Annotated in this window: 20 protein-coding genes and 1 pseudogene; 13 read left to right on the top strand and 8 right to left on the bottom strand. The window is 50.9% G+C overall.

The window, feature by feature from the left end:
- A partial coding sequence (locus tag EA14781_RS07560) for a hypothetical protein (protein WP_042335496.1) occupies positions 1-516 on the top strand: 516 nt, incomplete at its 5' end.
- Between the two features lie 134 nt (positions 517-650).
- On the top strand, positions 651-1,571 hold the full coding sequence (gene speB / locus EA14781_RS07555; protein WP_000105566.1) for an agmatinase: 921 nt from the start codon (positions 651-653) through the stop codon (positions 1,569-1,571).
- Between the two features lie 323 nt (positions 1,572-1,894).
- Here the strand turns inward: speB and loiP are convergent, their stop codons facing one another.
- Positions 1,895-2,653 (bottom strand): metalloprotease LoiP, encoded by a 759-nt coding sequence (gene loiP, locus EA14781_RS07550; protein ID WP_000701838.1) that lies wholly within the window; start codon positions 2,651-2,653, stop codon positions 1,895-1,897.
- 277 nt (positions 2,654-2,930) lie between these two features.
- Here loiP and tkt point away from each other — a divergent pair, with 277 nt between their 5' ends.
- Positions 2,931-4,922 carry a transketolase gene (tkt, locus tag EA14781_RS07545; protein ID WP_000098637.1) on the top strand — a complete coding sequence of 664 codons (1,992 nt, stop codon included), beginning with the start codon at positions 2,931-2,933 and terminating at the stop codon, positions 4,920-4,922.
- Positions 4,923-5,140: 218 nt separating this feature from the next.
- On the opposite strand, the gene EA14781_RS07540 is transcribed toward tkt, so the two are convergent.
- Positions 5,141-6,058, bottom strand: a complete 918-nt coding sequence (locus EA14781_RS07540; RefSeq protein WP_000646802.1) for a prohibitin family protein — start codon at positions 6,056-6,058, stop codon at positions 5,141-5,143.
- Positions 6,059-6,427: 369 nt separating this feature from the next.
- On the opposite strand from EA14781_RS07540, the gene cmtB reads away from it, so the two are divergent.
- The 6 genes from cmtB to EA14781_RS07510 are packed head-to-tail and all read left to right on the top strand — an operon-like array spanning position 6,428 to position 11,782.
- Positions 6,428-6,871, top strand: a complete 444-nt coding sequence (gene cmtB / locus EA14781_RS07535) for a PTS mannitol transporter subunit IIA (RefSeq protein WP_001236695.1) — start codon at positions 6,428-6,430, stop codon at positions 6,869-6,871.
- A 27-nt stretch (positions 6,872-6,898) separates the two neighbouring features.
- Positions 6,899-8,287: a PTS mannitol transporter subunit IICB gene (gene cmtA, locus EA14781_RS07530; RefSeq protein ID WP_000428772.1), complete on the top strand. Its 1,389-nt coding sequence runs from the start codon at positions 6,899-6,901 to the stop codon at positions 8,285-8,287.
- 14 nt (positions 8,288-8,301) lie between these two features.
- Complete coding sequence (locus tag EA14781_RS07525) at positions 8,302-9,579, top strand: zinc-binding dehydrogenase (RefSeq protein ID WP_000856393.1); 1,278 nt, start codon at positions 8,302-8,304, stop codon at positions 9,577-9,579.
- Positions 9,576-10,541 carry a class II fructose-bisphosphatase gene (gene glpX, locus EA14781_RS07520; RefSeq protein ID WP_000987300.1) on the top strand — a complete coding sequence of 322 codons (966 nt, stop codon included), beginning with the start codon at positions 9,576-9,578 and terminating at the stop codon, positions 10,539-10,541. The genes EA14781_RS07525 and glpX overlap by 4 nt, the downstream gene beginning before the upstream one ends.
- A 21-nt stretch (positions 10,542-10,562) precedes the next feature.
- Complete coding sequence (gene fumE / locus EA14781_RS07515; RefSeq protein WP_000224131.1) at positions 10,563-11,072, top strand: fumarase E; 510 nt, start codon at positions 10,563-10,565, stop codon at positions 11,070-11,072.
- Positions 11,069-11,782, top strand: a complete 714-nt coding sequence (locus EA14781_RS07510) for a nucleoside/nucleotide kinase family protein (protein WP_000687726.1) — start codon at positions 11,069-11,071, stop codon at positions 11,780-11,782. Before fumE ends, EA14781_RS07510 begins: the two co-directional genes overlap by 4 nt.
- Here EA14781_RS07510 and EA14781_RS07505 read toward each other — a convergent pair.
- The 5 genes and pseudogenes from EA14781_RS07505 to EA14781_RS07485 all read right to left on the bottom strand — a co-directional run bounded on the left by EA14781_RS07505 (position 11,754) and on the right by EA14781_RS07485 (position 14,827).
- On the bottom strand, positions 11,754-12,431 hold the full coding sequence (locus tag EA14781_RS07505; protein ID WP_000956886.1) for an ABC transporter ATP-binding protein: 678 nt from the start codon (positions 12,429-12,431) through the stop codon (positions 11,754-11,756). The genes EA14781_RS07510 and EA14781_RS07505 overlap by 29 nt on opposite strands.
- Positions 12,425-13,102: pseudogene (locus tag EA14781_RS07500) on the bottom strand (ABC transporter ATP-binding protein). Before EA14781_RS07500 ends, EA14781_RS07505 begins: the two are co-directional and overlap by 7 nt.
- Positions 13,090-13,797, bottom strand: a complete 708-nt coding sequence (locus tag EA14781_RS07495; protein ID WP_000553247.1) for an energy-coupling factor transporter transmembrane component T — start codon at positions 13,795-13,797, stop codon at positions 13,090-13,092. The pseudogene EA14781_RS07500 and the gene EA14781_RS07495 overlap by 13 nt, the downstream one beginning before the upstream one ends.
- Positions 13,798-14,376, bottom strand: coding sequence for an ECF transporter S component (locus EA14781_RS07490; RefSeq protein WP_000113905.1), 579 nt, complete (start codon positions 14,374-14,376; stop codon positions 13,798-13,800). It lies immediately after the preceding gene.
- Positions 14,377-14,398: 22 nt separating this feature from the next.
- The gene (locus tag EA14781_RS07485; RefSeq protein ID WP_000988704.1) at positions 14,399-14,827 is read right to left on the bottom strand and encodes a PPC domain-containing DNA-binding protein; all 429 of its coding nucleotides are present in this window, start codon (positions 14,825-14,827) and stop codon (positions 14,399-14,401) included.
- Positions 14,828-15,198: 371 nt separating this feature from the next.
- Here EA14781_RS07485 and epd point away from each other — a divergent pair, with 371 nt between their 5' ends.
- The 4 genes from epd to EA14781_RS07465 all read left to right on the top strand — a co-directional run bounded on the left by epd (position 15,199) and on the right by EA14781_RS07465 (position 19,861).
- Entirely contained in the window at positions 15,199-16,218 is a 1,020-nt protein-coding gene (gene epd / locus EA14781_RS07480) for an erythrose-4-phosphate dehydrogenase (protein WP_000218487.1), read from the top strand.
- 48 nt (positions 16,219-16,266) lie between these two features.
- Positions 16,267-17,430 (top strand): phosphoglycerate kinase, encoded by a 1,164-nt coding sequence (pgk, locus tag EA14781_RS07475; protein WP_000111269.1) that lies wholly within the window; start codon positions 16,267-16,269, stop codon positions 17,428-17,430.
- A 142-nt stretch (positions 17,431-17,572) separates the two neighbouring features.
- A complete protein-coding gene (gene fbaA, locus EA14781_RS07470) occupies positions 17,573-18,652 on the top strand; it encodes a class II fructose-bisphosphate aldolase (RefSeq protein ID WP_000034391.1) in 1,080 nt (359 codons plus the stop codon).
- Positions 18,653-19,009: 357 nt separating this feature from the next.
- The gene (locus EA14781_RS07465; RefSeq protein ID WP_000389810.1) at positions 19,010-19,861 is read left to right on the top strand and encodes a small-conductance mechanosensitive channel MscS; all 852 of its coding nucleotides are present in this window, start codon (positions 19,010-19,012) and stop codon (positions 19,859-19,861) included.
- 45 nt (positions 19,862-19,906) lie between these two features.
- On the opposite strand, the gene EA14781_RS07460 is transcribed toward EA14781_RS07465, so the two are convergent.
- The gene (locus EA14781_RS07460) at positions 19,907-20,836 is read right to left on the bottom strand and encodes a hypothetical protein (protein WP_001149545.1); all 930 of its coding nucleotides are present in this window, start codon (positions 20,834-20,836) and stop codon (positions 19,907-19,909) included.
- Position 20,837 lies beyond the last annotated feature (1 nt).

Here is a 20,837-nt window from a genome sequence, read left to right as displayed (position 1 = left end):
CACCACGATCGCGTTTACAGTATTCGTATTAACGAACTGGAATATGCTATTCGTGATGCTAATTTCAATTCGCTTCCTATAACACGGGTTTATGATTCATCAAATAATGCGCCGAGATATATTGTTCAGGCTCGTGTGGGAATGAATTATCAACTATATATCCGTAACTACAGCCGTAACACTAACTACGAGATTGTTGCCACGGTTGATGGCCTGGATGTTCTGAACGGAAAACAAGGTTCGTTGAACAACAATGGCTATATTGTGAATGCTGGAGATTCGTTAGCGATTAAAGGATTCCGCAAAGATAAACATACCGAAGCGGCTTTTCAGTTCGCCAACGTTGCTGATTCCTACGCTGCCAATTCGGCGCAAGGCGATGTGCGTAATACAGGGGTGATTGGCTTTGCCGCTTTTGAATTGCAAAGCCCGGTTCAAAATGCGCAACCGCCATGTTCTGCGCAGGCATTTCCTGCAGACAACAACGGTTACGCGCCGCCGCCGTGTCGTAAGTAGCAACCTCGCTTGATGCCTCGCCCATTTAAGGCGATAATTGCTCTAAATATGTGTTTCGCGAATCCAACCCTTCCTCGTCGGGCCTAACGACGCGGAAGGGTTTTTTGTATCGACTTTGTAATAGGAGTCCATCCATGAGCACCTTAGGTCATCAATACGATAACTCACTGGTTTCCAACGCCTTTGGTTTTTTACGCCTGCCGATGAACTTCCAGCCGTATGACAGCGATGCCGACTGGGTGATTACTGGCGTGCCGTTCGATATGGCCACTTCTGGTCGTGCCGGTGGACGTCACGGTCCGGCAGCGATTCGCCAGGTTTCGACGAATCTGGCCTGGGAACACAATCGCTTCCCGTGGAATTTCGACATGCGTGAGCGCCTGAACGTGGTGGACTGCGGCGATCTGGTGTATGCCTTCGGCGATGCCCGTGAGATGAGCGAGAAATTGCAGGCACACGCAGAAAAACTGCTGGCTGCTGGCAAGCGTATGCTCTCCTTCGGTGGTGACCACTTTGTTACGCTGCCGCTGCTGCGTGCTCATGCGAAGCATTTCGGCAAAATGGCGCTGGTACACTTTGACGCCCACACCGATACCTATGCGAACGGTTGTGAATTTGACCACGGCACCATGTTCTATACTGCGCCGAAAGAAGGTCTGATCGACCCGAATCATTCCGTGCAGATTGGTATTCGTACTGAGTTCGATAAAGATAATGGCTTTACCGTGCTGGATGCTTGCCAGGTGAACGATCGCAGTGTGGATGACGTTATCGCCCAGGTGAAACAGATTGTTGGTGATATGCCGGTTTACCTGACCTTTGATATCGATTGTCTGGACCCTGCATTTGCGCCGGGAACCGGTACGCCAGTGATTGGCGGCCTGACCTCCGATCGCGCCATTAAACTGGTTCGTGGTCTGAAAGATCTCAACATTGTTGGGATGGACGTAGTGGAAGTGGCTCCGGCATACGATCAGTCTGAAATCACCGCTCTGGCAGCAGCGACGCTGGCGCTGGAGATGCTGTATATTCAGGCGGCGAAAAAGGGCGAGTAAGCGCCGAATAAGCTGCGCACGGGTAACGTACTATTTGCTATTAATGTCGGATGCAGCGTGAACGCCTTATCCGACCTACGTTCGGCACCCGTAGGCCGGATAAGATGCGCCAGCATCGCATCCGGCAATGCGCACGAGATAGTAAATGTGCCATTCATGTCAGATGCGGCGTGAACGCCTTATCTGACCTACGTTCGGCACCCGTAGGCCGGATAAGATGCGCCAGCATCGCATCCGGCAATGCGCACGAGGTAGTAAATGTGCCATTCATGTCAGATGCGGCGTGAATGCCTTATCTGACCTACGTTCGGCACCACCAGACTTTACTTAACTCCATCCGCGCTCATGCGATCGCGAATATGCTGGGCGCGTTCGGCGGAGGCCGGATGGTCGTCAAACATTGAGCTTTGGCGGCCAGCTTCCAGTTTCGCCAGTTTTTCAAAGCTGGTGGCAAGGCCCGCCGGGCTGATGCCGCGTTGGCGCAGAAGGTCATAGGAGTAATCATCTGCTTCCGATTCCTGGCGCTGAGAGAATTGCGAGTTGACCAGTTTCTCGCCCAGGTCGCCGAGTTGTGATTGCGATAAGCTGCCGACAACTCCGCCCGCAGAGGCCGCCGCGACGCGTACTGCATTGGTACCTAACGCTACCTGCATCCCTTTCTTCACATGACCTAATGCGACGTGTCCCATCTCGTGGCCTATCACTGCTTCAACTTCGTTATCGGTCATCATATCCATCAAGCCACTGTAGACACGGATGCAGCCATTCGCCATTGCAAAAGCGTTCACATCCTTCGCCATATACACTTTGTAATTCACCGGCTGACCGTTGATGTTATCGCCCAATGCACGGGAAATTGCTGTCAGGCGTTTAGCATATTCGCTACTGGCTGGTGCAATCGTCGCCTTGCTGTCCATCTCCTGGCATGCCTGATCGCTCAGGCTTTTCACCTGCGCATCACTCAGCGTGTAAGCCTGAAAAGCTTCCGCTCCAGATGAGAGCAGTCCATTGGTGTCCATATTCTGGCAACCGGTCAGTGCCGTTGCCACGCTCATTGCTACCAATAAGGCGCGAATTTTCATGTTTTCTCTTCCGCACAAGGTCAGGATTATTCTAAAAATACGCCGTTTGCAGGTGAATCGACGTTCTGGCTAAGTATAAGGAAAAGCGTGATGGACGGGCGAGCAGATTGCGCAACATGCGAGCATGATCCAGAGATTTCTGAGACGGCAAAAGGATGTTCCATGTACATGACGCGCAGCTTGCGGTAAATTGTTGGCAAATTTTCCGGCGTAGCCCAAAACGCGCTGTCGTCAAGTCGTTAAGGGCGTGCCCTTCATCATCCGATCTGGAGTCAAAATGTCCTCACGTAAAGAGCTTGCCAATGCTATTCGTGCGCTGAGCATGGACGCAGTACAAAAAGCCAAATCCGGTCACCCGGGCGCCCCGATGGGTATGGCTGACATTGCCGAAGTCCTGTGGCGTGATTTCCTGAAACACAACCCGCAGAATCCGTCCTGGGCTGACCGTGACCGCTTCGTGCTGTCCAACGGCCACGGCTCCATGCTGATCTACAGCCTGCTGCACCTCACTGGTTATGATCTGCCGATGGAAGAACTGAAAAACTTCCGTCAACTGCATTCCAAAACGCCGGGCCACCCGGAAGTGGGTTACACCGCTGGTGTGGAAACCACCACCGGTCCGCTGGGGCAGGGGATTGCCAACGCAGTCGGTATGGCAATTGCAGAAAAAACGCTGGCGGCGCAGTTTAACCGTCCTGGTTACGACATCGTTGACCACTACACCTACGCCTTCATGGGCGATGGCTGCATGATGGAAGGCATCTCCCACGAAGTTTGCTCTCTGGCGGGCACCCTGAAGCTGGGTAAACTGATTGCGTTCTACGATGACAACGGTATTTCTATCGATGGTCACGTTGAAGGCTGGTTCACCGACGATACCGCAATGCGTTTCGAAGCCTACGGTTGGCACGTTATTCGCGACATCGACGGTCATGACGCGGCATCCATCAAACGCGCAGTAGAAGAAGCGCGCGCAGTGACTGACAAACCGTCCCTGCTGATGTGCAAAACCATCATCGGTTTCGGTTCCCCGAACAAAGCCGGTACGCACGACTCCCACGGTGCGCCGCTGGGCGACGCTGAAATTGCCCTGACCCGCGAACAGCTGGGCTGGAAATATGCGCCGTTCGAAATCCCGTCTGAAATCTATGCTCAGTGGGATGCGAAAGAAGCAGGTCAGGCGAAAGAGTCCGCATGGAACGAGAAATTCGCTGCTTACGCGAAAGCTTATCCGCAGGAAGCTGCTGAATTTACCCGCCGTATGAAAGGCGAAATGCCGTCTGACTTCGACGCGAAAGCAAAAGAGTTCATCGCTAAACTGCAGGCGAACCCGGCGAAAATCGCCAGCCGTAAAGCGTCTCAGAATGCGATTGAAGCGTTCGGTCCGCTGTTGCCGGAATTCCTCGGCGGCTCCGCTGACCTGGCGCCATCTAACCTGACTCTGTGGTCTGGCTCTAAAGCAATCAACGAAGATGCCGCGGGTAACTACATCCACTACGGTGTTCGTGAGTTCGGTATGACCGCGATTGCTAACGGTATCTCCCTGCACGGTGGTTTCCTGCCGTACACCTCCACCTTCCTGATGTTTGTGGAATACGCACGTAACGCCGTACGTATGGCAGCGCTGATGAAACAGCGTCAGGTGATGGTTTACACCCACGATTCCATCGGTCTGGGCGAAGATGGCCCGACTCACCAGCCGGTAGAGCAGGTCGCTTCTCTGCGCGTGACCCCGAACATGTCTACATGGCGTCCGTGTGACCAGGTTGAATCCGCGGTAGCGTGGAAATACGGTGTTGAGCGTCAGGACGGCCCGACCGCACTGATCCTCTCCCGTCAGAACCTGACGCAGCAGGAACGTACTGAAGAGCAGCTGGCAAACATCGCGCGTGGTGGTTATGTGCTGAAAGACTGTGCTGGTCAGCCGGAACTGATCTTCATCGCCACTGGTTCTGAAGTTGAACTGGCTGTCGCTGCATATGAAAAACTGACTGCCGAAGGCGTGAAAGCGCGCGTGGTTTCTATGCCGTCTACCGACGCGTTCGACAAGCAGGATGCGGCTTACCGTGAATCTGTACTGCCGAAAGCGGTTACTGCTCGCGTTGCGGTGGAAGCGGGCATTGCTGACTACTGGTACAAGTATGTTGGCCTGAATGGCGCTATCGTCGGCATGAATACCTTCGGCGAATCTGCTCCGGCAGAACAACTGTTCGAAGAGTTCGGCTTCACCGTTGACAATGTTGTTGCGAAAGCCAAAGCGCTGCTGTAATCAGTAAGACGTTTTGTGAGAAGGGCCGCGAAAGCGGCCCTTCAGATTATTAGCAAAGCGCGCGTTGTTTATGTCGGATGCGGCGTGTACGCCTTATCCGACCTACAAGATCGTGCAAATTCTATATATTGCAGAAAGTATGTAGGCCTGATAAGTGTAGCGCATCAGGCAGTTTTGCCTTTGCCATCAGTCTCATGGGCCGCAAACGCGGCCCTTTATTATTTGGTGGAGATAAATGGAACTGTACTGCCGGGGATCATGGTATCGGGTAATTTACCGTTCCAGCGTTCAGCAGTGGTAAGAGCTACAAGGCCTGGATTATCTCGCAGTGCTTCTCCGCGCAGGCGAATAGCTTCTGCTTCTGCGGCACTTTTTAAACGGATAGTTTCGGCTTCTGCCGCGCCTCTTACGCGAATCGTTTCTGCTTCCGCTTTGGCTGCCGCCAGCTTACTGTCTGCTTCTGCCTGGGCTTGAGTTACCGCAATTTGCGCCTGGATTTTCTCTGTTTCCAGATTTTGTTTACGTGTGGCAATAGCGACTTCCGCTTTCATCCGGTCCTCAATCGACTTTTCATAAGCATCAGAAAAATCAATATTCTCAATTTGCACCCCGTCAATAACCACCGGGCCAACCACGGCTTTACGCATCGCGTTTTGTAGATCCTGAACTAATTTTGTACGATCCTGTACGGCGCTGATGGCAGTATACTGCCCGAAAACGTTCTCCAGTTGGGTCGGCAACTGTCGAACAATAAGGCGATCTTTTAAGGCGTCAATGGTGTTATAGGTAGTATAAACCGCCCCCGCTTCTGAAGGCTTAATATGGAAGCTGACTGATACAGTCATTTGCGCTGGCTGCTGGTCACGGCTGTAGGCTTGCAACCCTTGCAACCCTTGATAGACCACAGCCTGATTACGCGTGGAAATTTTCTCCACACTTTCCATAAAAGGAATCTTAAAACCCAACCCCGGATCGGCCACTTTTACTATTTTTCCGTAGCGAAGCAAAATACCGCGCTCGCCTTCATTTACGGTGTAATACGAGAGAAAGGGCAGTATCACAATGGCCAGAACGCCAATAGAGATGGCAAGAGGTTTTTGCGGGCGGAATGAGGTTATCGCAGCTGGGGCTTTCATGTGTATCTTCCTTGAGTAAAGATACGGAATATGTCATATGGGCAGAAAAGAGAACAGAGAACGCTTGTTAATTAGGATTCTATAAAGGCGATGGCGGAAATGATTAGAACTAAATTGTCCATTTTCGTACTTTCAATATGCAAAAAGTGATGCAAATCACAATTATATGTTTAATAAGAAATCATCATTTGTGTTCATTATCACATTTTAATAGTTGACTTATTTTCATCTTGTCATAACTCATTGTTAATTATAGTTTGATATTATTGCCGACTTTTAAATGCTGTCTCTTGAGCTGAATTGATTTCAATTTTATTCGCTGTATTCTGTTTTTACCGCTCGGCGGTATTCTAAAAATAAGGATATTTTATGCGGCTTATTGATTATTTTCCAGAATCATCAATCTCAGTTATACATGCAGCAAAAGAGTGGCAGGATGCTATTGATTTTTCGATGGCATCACTGCTAGCAGAAAATTATATCAGCGAGGATTATATTCAGGCTATTAAAGATTCAACTATCAGCAATGGTCCTTATTATATTCTTGCGTCAGGAGTAGCGATGCCTCATGCACGGCCAGAATGTGGGGCGCTTAAAACCGGGATGTCTCTGACATTACTCGAACGGCCAGTGTATTTTCCGGGAAGTAATGAACCGATTAAATTACTTATCGGGCTTTCTGCTGTCGATGCCGATTCGCACATTGGCGCTATTCAGGCGTTAGGCGAATTACTGAGTGAAGATGAAATACTCGAACAATTATTAACAGCAACATCAGAAAGACAATTAGCGGACATTATCAGCCGCGGATAATTACTCTCTCCTCTACAGGATAATATCATGGAAAACAAGTCTGCTCGTGCAAAGGTCCAGGCTTTTGGGGGCTTTTTGACTGCAATGGTCATCCCCAATATCGGTGCCTTTATTGCCTGGGGATTTATAACGGCGTTATTTATTCCCACCGGTTGGCTGCCAAACGAACATTTCGCCAAAATTGTCGGTCCAATGATTACCTATTTATTGCCCGTGATGATTGGTTCTACCGGCGGTCATTTGGTCGGTGGTAAGCGCGGCGCAGTAATGGGGGGAATCGGTACTATCGGTGTGATCGTCGGCGCTGATATACCTATGTTCCTTGGATCAATGATTATGGGGCCGCTGGGCGGCCTGGTGATTAAATTCATCGATAAGGTTCTGGAAAAGCGAATCCCCGCCGGTTTTGAGATGGTTATCAATAACTTCTCATTAGGGATTGCCGGGATGATCCTCTGCTTGTTGGGCTTTGAAGTTATCGGTCCGGCAGTGTTAATTGCCAATACTTTCGTCAAAGAGTGTATTGAGGCGTTGGTACATGCGGGCTATTTGCCTTTGCTGTCAGTCATCAATGAACCAGCAAAAGTGCTTTTCCTCAATAACGCTATCGATCAGGGCGTCTATTATCCGTTGGGGATGCAACAGGCTTCGGTTAACGGTAAATCCATCTTCTTTATGGTGGCGTCGAATCCGGGGCCAGGGTTGGGGTTGCTGCTGGCGTTTAGTCTGTTTGGTAAGGGAATGAGTAAGCGCTCTGCGCCTGGCGCGATGATTATTCACTTCCTCGGCGGGATCCACGAACTGTATTTCCCGTACGTGCTGATGAAGCCGCTGACTATTATCGCCATGATTGCGGGCGGCATGTCTGGCACCTGGATGTTTAACTTACTGGATGGTGGTCTGGTGGCAGGTCCGAGTCCGGGATCTATATTTGCTTATCTGGCACTGACGCCGAAAGGCTCGTTCCTGGCGACAATTGCCGGTGTTACAGTCGGCACCCTGGTGTCTTTCGTCATTACTTCCCTGATACTGAAGATGGAAAAAACGGCAGAAACCGAGAGTGAGGATGAGTTTGCCGAATCAGCCAATGCCGTTAAGGCAATGAAGCAGAAAGGCGCGTTCTCATTAAGCCGTGTTAAGCGTATTGCTTTTGTTTGCGATGCGGGGATGGGCTCCAGCGCGATGGGCGCAACCACCTTCCGTAAGCGTCTGGAAAAAGCGGGACTGGCAATTGAAGTAAAACATTACGCCATCGAAAACGTGCCTGCGGATGCGGATATTGTCGTCACGCACGCCAGTCTTGAAGGGCGAGTGAAACGCGTGACGGAGAAGCCACTGATATTGATTAATAACTATATTGGCGATCCAAAACTCGACACTTTATTTAATCAATTAACCGCCGAGCATAAAAACTGATTGCAGAGGTAAAAATGAAAACCAACGTTGCTGCTATTTATGGCAAGCGGGATGTCCGTCTGCGCGAATTTGAATTGCCCGAAATTACCGATAATGAATTACTGGTTAGCGTTATTTCCGACAGTGTTTGTTTATCAACATGGAAAGCGGCGTTACTCGGTAGTGAACATAAACGCGTCCCCGACGATTTAGAAAATCATCCGGTCATTACCGGGCATGAATGTGCCGGGATTATTGTCGAAGTGGGTAAGAATCTTACCGGGAAATATAAAAAGGGGCAGCGTTTTGTACTGCAACCGGCAATGGGATTACCCAGTGGATATTCAGCCGGATACAGCTACGAATATTTTGGCGGTAATGCCACTTATATGATTATTCCTGAGGTCGCTATTAACCTGGGCTGCGTATTACCGTATCACGGCTCTTATTTTGCTGCGGCATCGCTGGCGGAACCGATGTGCTGCATTATTGGCGCTTATCATGCCAATTATCACACCACGCAATATGTTTACGAACATCGCATGGGCGTCAAACCTGGCGGCAATATTGCGCTGCTGGCGTGTGCTGGCCCGATGGGGATTGGTGCTATCGATTACGCCATTAACGGTGATATACAACCGTCGCGGATAGTGGTGGTCGATATCGACGAAAAACGGCTGGAGCAGGTGCAGAAGCTGCTGCCGGCGGAAATGGCGGCCAGTAAAGGCATTGAGCTGGTATATGTGAATACCAAAGAGATGAGCGATCCGGTCCAGATACTGCGGGCACTGACAGGAGATGCCGGGTTCGATGACATTTTTGTTTATGCGGCGGTGCCTGCTGTCGTTGAGATGGCTGACGAATTACTGGCGGAAGATGGTTGCCTGAACTTCTTTGCCGGGCCGACGGATAAAAACTTCAAAGTACCGTTTAATTTCTACAACGTGCATTACAACAGCACGCATGTTGTCGGTACATCTGGCGGTTCAACGGACGATATGAAAGAGGCGATAGCGCTAAGTGCCACGGGGCAGTTGCAGCCGTCCTTTATGGTGACCCATGTCGGTGGGCTGGATGCGGTGCCAGATACCGTGCTCAATTTGCCGGATATCCCCGGTGGCAAAAAACTCATTTATAACGGTGTCACCATGCCGCTGACCGCCATTGCTGATTTTGCCGAAAAAGGCAAAACCGATCCGCTGTTTAAAGCGCTGGCGCGGTTGGTTGAGGAAACGCACGGTATCTGGAATGAACAGGCCGAGAAATATTTGCTGGCGCAATTTGGCGTTGATATCGGGGAGGCTGCGCAATGATGTCCCTGGCGTGGCCATTATTTCGCGTTACGGAACAGGCAGCGTTGGCTGCCTGGCCGCAAACCGGATGTGGCGATAAAAACAAAATTGATGGTCTGGCGGTCACCGCGATGCGTCAGGCGTTGAACGACGTCGCTTTTCGTGGGCGAGTGGTTATCGGTGAGGGGGAGATTGACCACGCGCCGATGCTGTGGATTGGCGAAGAGGTGGGCAAAGGCGATGGGCCAGAAGTCGATATCGCGGTTGACCCGATTGAAGGCACGCGGATGGTGGCGATGGGGCAGAGCAATGCGCTGGCGGTAATGGCTTTCGCACCACGAGGTAGCTTGTTACACGCGCCCGATATGTATATGAAAAAACTGGTTGTTAATCGACTGGCGGCGGGCGCGATTGATTTGTCTTTGCCTCTGGCGGATAACTTGCGCAACGTGGCGAAAGCGTTAGGAAAACCGCTGGACCGGCTACGCATGGTTACGCTGGATAAACCCCGTCTTCGTGCCGTGATTGATGAAGCAACGCAACTGGGCGTGAAGGTTTTCGCCCTGCCGGATGGCGATGTCGCCGCCAGCGTGCTGACCTGCTGGCAGGATAATCCTTACGACGTGATGTATACCATCGGCGGCGCACCAGAAGGGGTTATTTCTGCCTGTGCCGTCAAAGCGCTGGGCGGAGATATGCAGGCCGAGCTGATTGACTTTTGTCAGGCCAAAGGGGATTACACCGAAAATCGGCAGATTGCAGAACAGGAACGTCAGCGCTGTAAGGCAATGGGTGTTGAAGTGAACCGTGTGTACTCGCTCGACGAACTGGTGAGGGGGAACGATATCCTCTTTAGTGCCACGGGCGTGACGGGCGGCGAGCTGGTGAACGGTATCCAACAGACGGCGAATGGGGTGCGGACGCAGACATTACTGATCGGCGGCACAGACCAAACGTGTAATATAATAGATTCCCTGCATTGATGGTGATCTATCGGAAGACGAATGGCGACGCTGACAGAAGATGATGTGCTTGAGCAACTGGATGCACAGGACAATTTATTTTCATTTATGAAAACTGCGCATTCTATTTTGCTCCAGGGGATACGCCAGTTTCTGCCGTCGCTGTTTGTCGATAACGATGAAGAGATCGTGGAATATGCAGTGAAGCCGCTACTCGCCCAAAGTGGCCCACTTGACGATATTGATGTTGCGCTGCGTTTGATTTATGCGCTGGGGAAAATGGATAAATGGCTGTACGCCGATATCACGCATTTTTCCCAGTTCTGGCATTACCTGAACGAACAGGATGAAACGCCCGGATTTGCCGATGACATGACCTGGGATTTTATCAGCAACGTCAATAGCATAACCCGCAATGCGACGCTCTATGACGCGTTGAAAGCGATGAAGTTCGCCGATTTCGCCGTCTGGTCAGAGGCGCGTTTTAGCGGGATGGTCAAAACGGCGCTGACGCTGGCAGTAACGACCACCTTAAAGGAATTAACGCCGTGAAAATCGAACTGACGGTGAATGGACTAAAGGTACAGGCGCAGTACTCTGATGATGAAATTGAGAATGTTCATAAACCGCTACTGCGTATGCTGGCGGCCTTACAGGCGGTAAATCCGCAGCGGCGTACGGTGGTTTTTCTTTGCGCTCCGCCGGGGACGGGTAAATCTACCCTAACCACCTTCTGGGAATATCTCGCGCAACAAGACCCTGAATTACCCACTATCCAGACGCTACCGATGGATGGGTTTCACCATTACAACGGCTGGCTGGATGCGCACCAATTACGCCCCTTCAAAGGCGCACCAGAGACATTCGATGTGGCGAAACTGGCGGAAAATCTGCGCCGGGCAGTGGAAGGGGATTGTACGTGGCCGCAGTATGATCGACAAAAGCACGATCCGGTAGAAGATGCATTGCACGTTACCGCATCTCTCGTCATCGTCGAAGGAAACTGGTTGTTGCTGGACGATGAAAAGTGGTGCCAGCTTGCGCAATTTTGTGATTTCTCGATCTTTATCAAAGCTCCCGCATCTGCGTTGCGGGAGCGTCTGGTGGGGCGCAAGCTGGCGGGAGGGTTATCGCTGGCAGATGCAGAAGCCTTTTATGATCGTACCGACGGGCCGAATGTTCGCCGGGTGCTGGAAGAGAGTATGCCTGCAAATTTGACCTTAATGATGACCGCTACGGGTGAATATTGTCTGGTGGATTAACGTTCCTGATTACACCATCTTCCAGTCGCACCACACGAGAGAAATGACGCCGGGTAAATGCGGCGTCATGACTGATTGCTACGACGCTCGTGCCTTGCTGGCGGCACTTCTCCAGCCAGCTTTCAAACACGCTCAACCAATTTTCGTCAAAATCCCGACTCGGCTCGTCCAGTAGCAATAGTGGTGGAGAGAGTGCTTCCAGGCAGGCGACGGCGACCATCCGTCGCTGCGCACTATGCAGATCTAACGGATGCGCGCTGGCAGTGTCTGCTAACTGACAGCATTGCAGGGCAGCATTGGTACGTTGAGTGATTTCATCCGCCGGGCATTTTTGCAGTTTCAAACCAAATGCGATCTCGTCAGCAACGGTGCTGTGAAAAAGCTGGTTTTCCGCTTCCTGAAACAGTACGCCAATCTTTGCCGCGCGCTGGCGGTTTTTCAGGTTTTTCATCGCTTGTTGTTGCAGCATAACCGTACCGGCTGTGGGCGTAAGAAGACCTGCCATTACTCGTAACAGCGTCGATTTTCCCGCGCCATTATCGCCGGTCAGCGCCAGCCATTCACCTTGTTTGAGTTGCAGAGAAATGTCGCAAAGGCAATCCGTTGCCGCTCCAGGCCAGCGATAAGATATCTGATTTAACGTTAACATAGTGGCTGGAGCGCTCCGTTTTGCAATTGCCACGCTTGCTGGCAGTGATTCAGGAAAGGTGTGTGATGACGTTCAAAAAGAATAATCAGCGAACCACGTTCAAGCGCCCAGTGTTGTAAGCGCTGCAACAGCATTTCGCGGGCCTGCGGCGTCAGGTGGCTAAAGGCTTCATCAAGAATTAATAGTTTTGGCTGCATCGCGATGGCTCAGGCGATGACTACGCGCTGTGTCTCTCCACCGGAGAGTGTTGCCGGGTGACGATGGCGCAACGGCTGGCACTCGGTCAGGGCCAGGGCGGCGTCAATCTGCACCATAATCTCTTTTTCAGCAAGACACAGATTTTCTGGCCCAAAGGCAACTTCTTCTTCCACGCTAAAGGTACAGCCGGAGAGCTGCAAATAGGGCGATTGCTGGACGAGCTGGATGGTGGCGGATTGTTCATTAAGCGGGAGACGCCTAATGGGCGTACCGAGAAGCGTCCCCGTGCCGGTTATCTCTCCTGGTAGAAAGTCCGGATACCAGCCCGCCATCAGCTGTGCCAGCGTACTTTTGCCACTGCCGTTGTCACCAAAGATGGCGACCATCCCCGGTTTGACATAGTGAAAGTCATAACAGAACGGAGGATGCGTTGAGTGTGTCGGGCAATAGCGAAACTGTTCTAACGTAACCATATCCACGCTCCGAATTCTGCCAGCATCAGCAAGATCATGGTGTAACGCGCCACTTTTTCCAGGTTACTGTCAGGCGGTGCCCATAACGTAGTGCGTCGGTTGTGGATCCGAAATGCCCGCATATCCAGCGCCGCACCACGGACTGCCAGATCGTTAAGCGCATTGTGTGTTAGCGGAATAATTAACGCGGGCATCGCACGTAAACGCTGATACCAGCCCTCATCCAGCGGCACGCCGCGGGCGCGCTGCGCTTCATGAATAATCGCCAATTGCCGTTTTAACTGCTCAACGACCAATAACGGCCCGGCAAACAGATAAGCGACGCCCGGCGGCAGGCGAGAAGCAAACAAAGCGCGGATAAAACGTTGCACGGGGACGTACTGCATCCACAACTGTGAGGTTGAAACAATCGCCAGAATCCGCAACCAGAGCGTAATAGTATGCGCCCACTGTTCTGGAGAGCGTGGCGTGCCGCTTAGCCATTCTGTCAGCCAGCCACTGTGCACCAGCCACAGTCCAGCCCCCAGCGAGAACATCAGCCAGACGACATATTTTGCCCGCCGCCGCGTGGCCTTTAGTGCAATAAGGCAGAAAAAGGTCGCCGCGCTATAGACTGGCAATATTGTCTGTGTGGGCAGGATAAGCGTGGTGCAGGCCGCCAGCGCCCACAGCGTTAAGGATGTAAACGGATGCATTTAGCGCACGGCAGCCATTGCCGGAAAATGGCGTGTGGTGCGAATCGGCAACTGTCGGAGCAAAAGCCAGACAATCACTGCTGTGAGAACTTTATCGACCAGGTTCGCGCCTATCACCGTAATCGCCACCGACTCCACCAGGTTTTGCCCCATCGAGTGCATCCAGGCAACGAACAAATCGGCTCCGCTTCCTGTCACGCCGCCGAACAGCGCAGTACGCAGCGGTACAGCGACGACCGTTACCGCAAGCGTAATAATCACGCCGCTAACAACGACTTTTGGCAGGGTGCGAAACCAACCCGCTCGCGCCAGCCAACCGGCGACCAGGCCGATGACCATCGCGACGGGCGCAAATGCGGCGGCGATCGGGTCGGTCAGCAATCCCCAGAGTAAATTGGTCAGTAAACCGGTCAGCATCCCGATCACCGGACCAAGCAGTACCGCGCTAATAAGTGTGCCGATGGAGTCGAGAAAAATAGGTAATTTGACCATGCTGGCCAGTTGCCCGCCGATCATATTGATGGCGATAGATATAACGATCAACACCAATGCCTGACTGGAAAAGTGGCGACGCGCCATAAGAAAACCTCACTGAAAGTAGTTATTTAACGGGGGAAATATGCAACTCGTCGTAACCAGAAAGCGCGCAAGACTGGCGGCTAAACGCCAGTTCCTCAAGGCAGCCGATCACCAGTTCAAGCGTGGTCCGCACGGTACAGCCGGGCATCATATGACCGCCAAGCATCGTGCCGTGTGGATCGGAAACGCAGAGATGAAGATGTTCACCACTCTGTTCCAGCGTGCCGTTCAATGCGATGACTTCGAACTTACCGCTTAGCAGGGCAGTGTTTTCTTGCCCGGCATAGCGTAAGGCGACGTCAGTCAGACTGCCGGTACAACCTGCAATCCACGCGGCGTGGAGTTGTTGTTGCGCGAAGGCGCGTAATTGGGAGAGAACTTCCTGCCCGGGGAGCAGGCGCAGCGCGTAAAAACGTGCGGAGGAAGAATATGGGTAGGGCAATGTCATCATTGGAGTACTCCGAAACTCGGACGTATTGCGGATAATATCGACGCTGCATCAGTCATATTCTGATATAAGTCAGGGTTTGTGACGGCACAACGAAAAGATTTTGCTACGCTTATTCGTGATTCTGCAAAGTGAAATAAATTCCACAGGGGCGGGGCTGAAAACGTGACGTAAGTCAGATAATTGTCTTCTTTGACTGGACAATCATTCCTTTTATTCCACGTTTCGCTTATTCTAGCTGAAGCGTTTCAGTCGATTAAATGTTCGACAATTAACCAATCAGTCGCAGTTTGCGACAGGTAAGGTTTCCCCGGACGATTTGCTGGATTACTCTGTCTGGCAAATTTGCTCAGGGAAAGCCTTGCAGGAGATCTATGACCGTACGCGTAGCGATAAATGGCTTCGGTCGCATCGGGCGTAATGTGGTTCGTGCTTTGTATGAATCAGGACGTCGGGCGGAAATTACCGTGGTGGCAATCAACGAACTGGCGGATGCTGCGGGCATGGCGCATTTGTTGAAATACGACACCAGCCATGGCCGTTTTGCCTGGGAAGTTCGCCAGGAACGCGATCAGCTTTTTGTTGGTGGTGACGCCATCCGCGTATTGCATGAACGTTCACTGCAATCGCTGCCCTGGCGTGAACTTGGCGTTGATGTGGTCCTTGACTGTACCGGCGTATATGGCACCCGCGAGCATGGCGAAGCACACATTGCCGCCGGGGCCAAAAAAGTGCTCTTTTCACATCCTGGCAGTAATGATCTCGACGCAACTGTTGTTTATGGCGTCAATCAGGATCAACTTCGGGCGGAACACCGCATCGTTTCTAATGCCTCCTGTACCACGAATTGCATAATTCCCGTCATCAAATTGTTAGATGATGCGTACGGTATTGAATCTGGCACTGTGACCACAATTCACTCCGCCATGCACGATCAACAGGTTATTGATGCGTACCATCCTGACCTGCACCGCACCCGGGCTGCCAGCCAGTCGATTATTCCGGTCGATACAAAACTGGCCGCCGGTATCACACGATTTTTTCCGCAGTTTAACGATCGCTTTGAGGCGATTGCGGTACGTGTGCCGACCATCAATGTGACGGCAATCGATTTAAGCGTAACGGTGAAGAAACCGGTAAAAGCCAATGAAGTCAATCGATTGCTGCAAAAAGCAGCACAAGGTGCATTTCATGGTATAGTTGACTATACGGAATTGCCGTTGGTCTCTGTAGATTTTAACCACGATCCGCACAGTGCCATTGTCGATGGCACCCAAACCCGGGTCAGTGGCGCACATCTGATCAAAACGTTGGTCTGGTGCGATAACGAATGGGGCTTTGCTAACCGAATGCTTGACACGACGTTAGCGATGACCGCTGTTGCCTTCAGGTAAGACGCGTGCGCGTCTGCAAAACTTTTAGAATCAACGAGAGGATTCACCATGTCTGTAATTAAGATGACCGATCTGGATCTTGCTGGGAAACGTGTATTTATCCGTGCGGATCTGAACGTACCAGTAAAAGACGGGAAAGTAACCAGCGATGCGCGTATCCGTGCTTCTCTGCCGACCATCGAACTGGCCCTGAAACAAGGCGCAAAAGTGATGGTAACTTCCCACCTGGGTCGTCCTACCGAAGGCGAGTACAACGAAGAATTCTCTCTGCTGCCGGTTGTTAACTACCTGAAAGATAAACTGTCTAATCCGGTTCGTCTGGTCAAAGATTACCTCGACGGCGTTGACGTTGCTGAAGGTGAACTGGTTGTTCTGGAAAACGTTCGCTTCAACAAAGGCGAGAAGAAAGACGACGAAACCCTGTCCAAAAAATACGCTGCACTGTGTGACGTGTTTGTAATGGATGCATTCGGTACAGCTCACCGCGCTCAGGCTTCTACGCACGGTATCGGTAAATTTGCTGACGTTGCATGTGCAGGCCCGCTGCTGGCGGCTGAACTGGACGCGCTGGGTAAAGCACTGAAAGAACCAGCTCGCCCGATGGTGGCTATCGTTGGTGGTTCTAAAGTTTCTACCAAACTGACCGTTCTGGACTCCCTGTCTAAAATCGCTGACCAACTGATCGTTGGTGGTGGTATTGCTAACACCTTTATCGCGGCACAAGGCCACGATGTGGGTAAATCCCTGTACGAAGCTGACCTGGTTGACGAAGCTAAACGTCTGCTGACCACCTGCAACATCCCGGTTCCTTCTGATGTTCGCGTAGCAACTGAATTCTCTGAAACCGCTCCGGCTACTCTGAAATCGGTTAACGACGTGAAAGCTGACGAGCAGATCCTGGATATCGGCGACGCTTCTGCACAGGAACTGGCTGAAATCCTGAAGAATGCGAAAACCATTCTGTGGAACGGCCCGGTTGGTGTGTTCGAATTCCCGAACTTCCGTAAAGGGACTGAAATTGTGGCTAACGCTATCGCAGACAGCGAAGCGTTCTCCATCGCTGGCGGCGGTGACACTCTGGCAGCAATCGATCTGTTCGGCATTGCTGACAAAATTTCCTACATCTCCACTGGCGGCGGCGCATTCCTCGAATTCGTGGAAGGTAAAGTACTGCCTGCAGTAGCGATGCTCGAAGAGCGCGCTAAGAAGTAAAAAATCACAGGGCAGGGAAACCTGCCCTTGTTGCCGCGCGCTCATGTAGCACGCAATTTTTCATACTCTAAATAATTCAAGACGCAGCACATACAACTTGAAGTATGAGGAGTATAAGGCCCGACGATACAGGACAAGAGACATGTCTAAGATTTTTGATTTCGTAAAACCTGGCGTAATCACTGGTGATGACGTACAGAAAGTTTTCCAGGTAGCAAAAGAAAACAACTTCGCACTGCCAGCAGTAAACTGCGTCGGTACTGACTCCATCAACGCCGTACTGGAAACCGCTGCTAAAGTTAGAGCGCCGGTTATCGTTCAGTTCTCCAACGGTGGTGCTTCCTTTATCGCTGGTAAAGGCGTGAAATCTGACGTTCCGCAGGGCGCTGCTATCCTGGGGGCGATCTCTGGTGCGCATCACGTTCACCAGATGGCTGAACACTATGGTGTTCCGGTTATCCTGCATACTGACCACTGTGCGAAGAAACTGCTGCCGTGGATCGACGGTCTGCTGGACGCGGGTGAAAAACATTTCGCTGCTACCGGTAAACCGCTGTTCTCTTCTCACATGATCGACCTGTCTGAAGAGTCTCTGCACGAAAACATCGAAATCTGCTCTAAATACCTGGCGCGCATGTCCAAAATCGGCATGACTCTGGAAATCGAACTGGGTTGCACCGGTGGTGAAGAAGACGGCGTGGACAACAGCCACATGGACGCTTCTGCACTGTACACCCAGCCGGAAGACGTTGATTACGCATACACCGAGCTGAGCAAAATCAGCCCGCGTTTCACCATCGCAGCTTCCTTCGGTAACGTACACGGTGTTTACAAGCCGGGTAACGTAGTTCTGACTCCGACCATCCTGCGCGACTCTCAGGAGTATGTTTCTAAGAAACACAACCTGCCGCACAACAGCCTGAACTTCGTATTCCACGGCGGTTCCGGTTCTACTGCTCAGGAAATCAAGGACTCCGTAAGCTACGGCGTAGTTAAAATGAACATCGATACCGATACCCAATGGGCAACCTGGGAAGGCGTTCTGAACTACTACAAAGCGAACGAAGCTTACCTGCAGGGGCAGCTGGGCAACCCGAAAGGCGAAGACCAGCCGAACAAGAAATACTACGATCCGCGCGTATGGCTGCGTGCCGGCCAGACTTCAATGATTGCTCGTCTGGAAAAAGCATTCCAGGAACTGAACGCAATCGACGTTCTGTAAGATATTCCTTTCTGCTTATCTCAAGGCCCGCTCTGCGGGTCTTTTTTTCGCCAGAAGAAAAATTGCCTGATGCGCTGTGCTTATCAGGCCTACACGTATCCTGCAATATCTTGAATTTGCAGTTTTTTGTAGGCCGGATAAGGCGTTCACGCCGCATCCGGCATGACAAAGCGCACATTGTCATCTGTCTGAGAACCCGCTCAGCGGGGCTTTTTTTCGCCAAAAGCAAGGTGATGGATAGGGGAAATCTGTGATCTATTTGGCAAAATTATTATTTTTTGTTTACCCTTGTCTGACTGTCCGCCATATGGCGGCGGAGTTTTTCTCCATTTTGAGTCAGTTGAAAAGGAATATTGAATGGAAGATTTGAATGTTGTCGATAGCATAAACGACGCAGGGAACTGGTTGGTGAATAACCAGACACTGCTGTTAAGCTATGCTGTAAACATCGTGGCGTCACTCGCGATTATCATCATTGGTTTGATTGTGGCGAGGGTTTTCTCCAACGCGGTGAATCGCCTGATGATCTCCCGTAAAATCGATGTCACTGTTGCTGATTTTCTTTCTGCATTAGTTCGTTATGCGATTATTGCCTTTACGCTAATCGCAGCACTGGGTCGCGTGGGCGTACAAACGGCATCGATTATTGCTGTTCTGGGCGCCGCAGGTTTAGCCGTTGGTCTGGCCTTGCAGGGGTCTTTGTCCAACCTGGCCGCTGGCGTATTGCTGGTACTGTTCCGCCCGTTCCGTGCCGGCGAATATGTTGATCTCGGCGGGGTTGCGGGTACTGTGTTGAGTGTGCAGATTTTCTCCACCACCATGCGCACCGCGGACGGTAAAATTATCGTTATTCCGAACGGGAAAATTATTGCTGGTAATATTATTAACTTCTCTCGCGAGCCAGCGCGCCGTAACGAGTTTATTATTGGCGTGGCATATGATTCTGATATCGATCAGGTTAAGCAGATCCTGACCAATATTATTCAGTCCGACGATCGTATTTTGAAAGATCGTGAAATGACTGTTCGCTTGCATGAACTTGGCGCATCTTCGATTAATTTTATCGTTCGTGTCTGGAGCAAAAGCGGCGATCTACAAAATGTTTACTGGGACGTTCTGGAGCGTATTAAACGCGAGTTTGATGCCGCAGGTATCAGCTTCCCGTATCCGCAAATGGATGTGAACTTTAAGTGGGTAAAAGAACAATAATTAATGATGTAAAGAAGGCTTATCGATATCGATAAGCCTTCTTTTTTAACAACTGAAATCAAATTTCATATTTTTAAAGTCCAGCCATGCATTGCCTGCACCAAAGTTATATCCGCCGAAGTATTCCTCAAATTCAATATAATAAGGTGATATATCATCTGGAATGAACTGAACGGGTGCCATGGAACCGCCAAGGTGATTGGCGTGATGTGCGCTATGCCATTGTTGAATTTCACATTTACTCTCACCCTCTGAATCTTCATAAAAAGAGTAAATTGACTGATATTCCCCATTATCATCTTCCGTTGGACTGATACCCGCATTCGGATCGAAAGCACGTGGCTGGCAGGAAATAGCCAGATTGAATGCTAGCGAGTGTTCTGGAAGGGTACCAAATTTGCGATATACAAAATTACTTTCAGGTGTATCTTTTGACCTGATATTTGACTGGAAATAATTAAAAGCACTGCCTGAGGATAGCCATGCGGGGGGCGCTTGTTGATCGCGATAGCGATTTGGCAGGAGTTCTGGCGGCTGACAAAATGGACCTTCAAATTCGTATTGAGTCAACAAAATAATCGCATAAGAACAGCCTAATATATCTTCCATCCGAAATAGCAATGGATGGCGTTTTTTCTCTGCTAGCCAGAAGAGATAAAGATCAGGGTCTTCAGGCGGTGTGGAAGGTTCAAAATGCTCGAATGCATTCAATATTTCTTCTGTGCATGGTGTTCCTCCATCGTTTTGTTCGGGAGCAACAGCAAAGAAAGATAGGGCGACGATTTCTGGCCCATAGATCCGATAATCCGTCGGCAGCAACAGGGTAAAACCGTGATTCAGCGGAAAGCCATTATTTGGGTCCAGCGGCCATTGTTCAGGTGTTATTCCTGAAGGCAGTCCAAAACACCAACCTTGCTGGCGTGGTGTATTCTCGCGTATAGGATAGGGGAGAAGAGTAAGATCATATGCTTGCATA

Origin of the sequence: Escherichia albertii NBRC 107761 = DSM 17582 (assembly GCF_000759775.1) — a bacterium.
Classification (GTDB): Bacteria; Pseudomonadota; Gammaproteobacteria; order Enterobacterales; family Enterobacteriaceae; genus Escherichia; species Escherichia albertii.
Note: the sequence above shows the minus strand (reverse complement) of the source record. Positions and strands in the feature narration are given on the sequence as shown.

What these genes read in the sequence shown, in the direction of transcription:
- cmtB (WP_001236695.1), top strand. Translation starts at nt 6,428, where the DNA reads ATGCGGCTTATTGATTATTTTCCAGAATCATCAATCTCAGTTATACAT.
- tkt (WP_000098637.1), top strand. Translation starts at nt 2,931, where the DNA reads ATGTCCTCACGTAAAGAGCTTGCCAATGCTATTCGTGCGCTGAGCATG.
- EA14781_RS07490 (WP_000113905.1), bottom strand. Translation starts at nt 14,376, where the DNA reads ATGGCGCGTCGCCACTTTTCCAGTCAGGCATTGGTGTTGATCGTTATA.
- loiP (WP_000701838.1), bottom strand. Translation starts at nt 2,653, where the DNA reads ATGAAAATTCGCGCCTTATTGGTAGCAATGAGCGTGGCAACGGCACTG.
- EA14781_RS07465 (WP_000389810.1), top strand. Translation starts at nt 19,010, where the DNA reads ATGGAAGATTTGAATGTTGTCGATAGCATAAACGACGCAGGGAACTGG.
- EA14781_RS07505 (WP_000956886.1), bottom strand. Translation starts at nt 12,431, where the DNA reads ATGTTAACGTTAAATCAGATATCTTATCGCTGGCCTGGAGCGGCAACG.
- glpX (WP_000987300.1), top strand. Translation starts at nt 9,576, where the DNA reads ATGATGTCCCTGGCGTGGCCATTATTTCGCGTTACGGAACAGGCAGCG.
- EA14781_RS07485 (WP_000988704.1), bottom strand. Translation starts at nt 14,827, where the DNA reads ATGATGACATTGCCCTACCCATATTCTTCCTCCGCACGTTTTTACGCG.
- pgk (WP_000111269.1), top strand. Translation starts at nt 16,267, where the DNA reads ATGTCTGTAATTAAGATGACCGATCTGGATCTTGCTGGGAAACGTGTA.
- cmtA (WP_000428772.1), top strand. Translation starts at nt 6,899, where the DNA reads ATGGAAAACAAGTCTGCTCGTGCAAAGGTCCAGGCTTTTGGGGGCTTT.
- EA14781_RS07495 (WP_000553247.1), bottom strand. Translation starts at nt 13,797, where the DNA reads ATGCATCCGTTTACATCCTTAACGCTGTGGGCGCTGGCGGCCTGCACC.
- EA14781_RS07460 (WP_001149545.1), bottom strand. Translation starts at nt 20,836, where the DNA reads ATGCAAGCATATGATCTTACTCTTCTCCCCTATCCTATACGCGAGAAT.
- speB (WP_000105566.1), top strand. Translation starts at nt 651, where the DNA reads ATGAGCACCTTAGGTCATCAATACGATAACTCACTGGTTTCCAACGCC.
- fumE (WP_000224131.1), top strand. Translation starts at nt 10,563, where the DNA reads ATGGCGACGCTGACAGAAGATGATGTGCTTGAGCAACTGGATGCACAG.
- fbaA (WP_000034391.1), top strand. Translation starts at nt 17,573, where the DNA reads ATGTCTAAGATTTTTGATTTCGTAAAACCTGGCGTAATCACTGGTGAT.
- epd (WP_000218487.1), top strand. Translation starts at nt 15,199, where the DNA reads ATGACCGTACGCGTAGCGATAAATGGCTTCGGTCGCATCGGGCGTAAT.
- EA14781_RS07525 (WP_000856393.1), top strand. Translation starts at nt 8,302, where the DNA reads ATGAAAACCAACGTTGCTGCTATTTATGGCAAGCGGGATGTCCGTCTG.
- EA14781_RS07540 (WP_000646802.1), bottom strand. Translation starts at nt 6,058, where the DNA reads ATGAAAGCCCCAGCTGCGATAACCTCATTCCGCCCGCAAAAACCTCTT.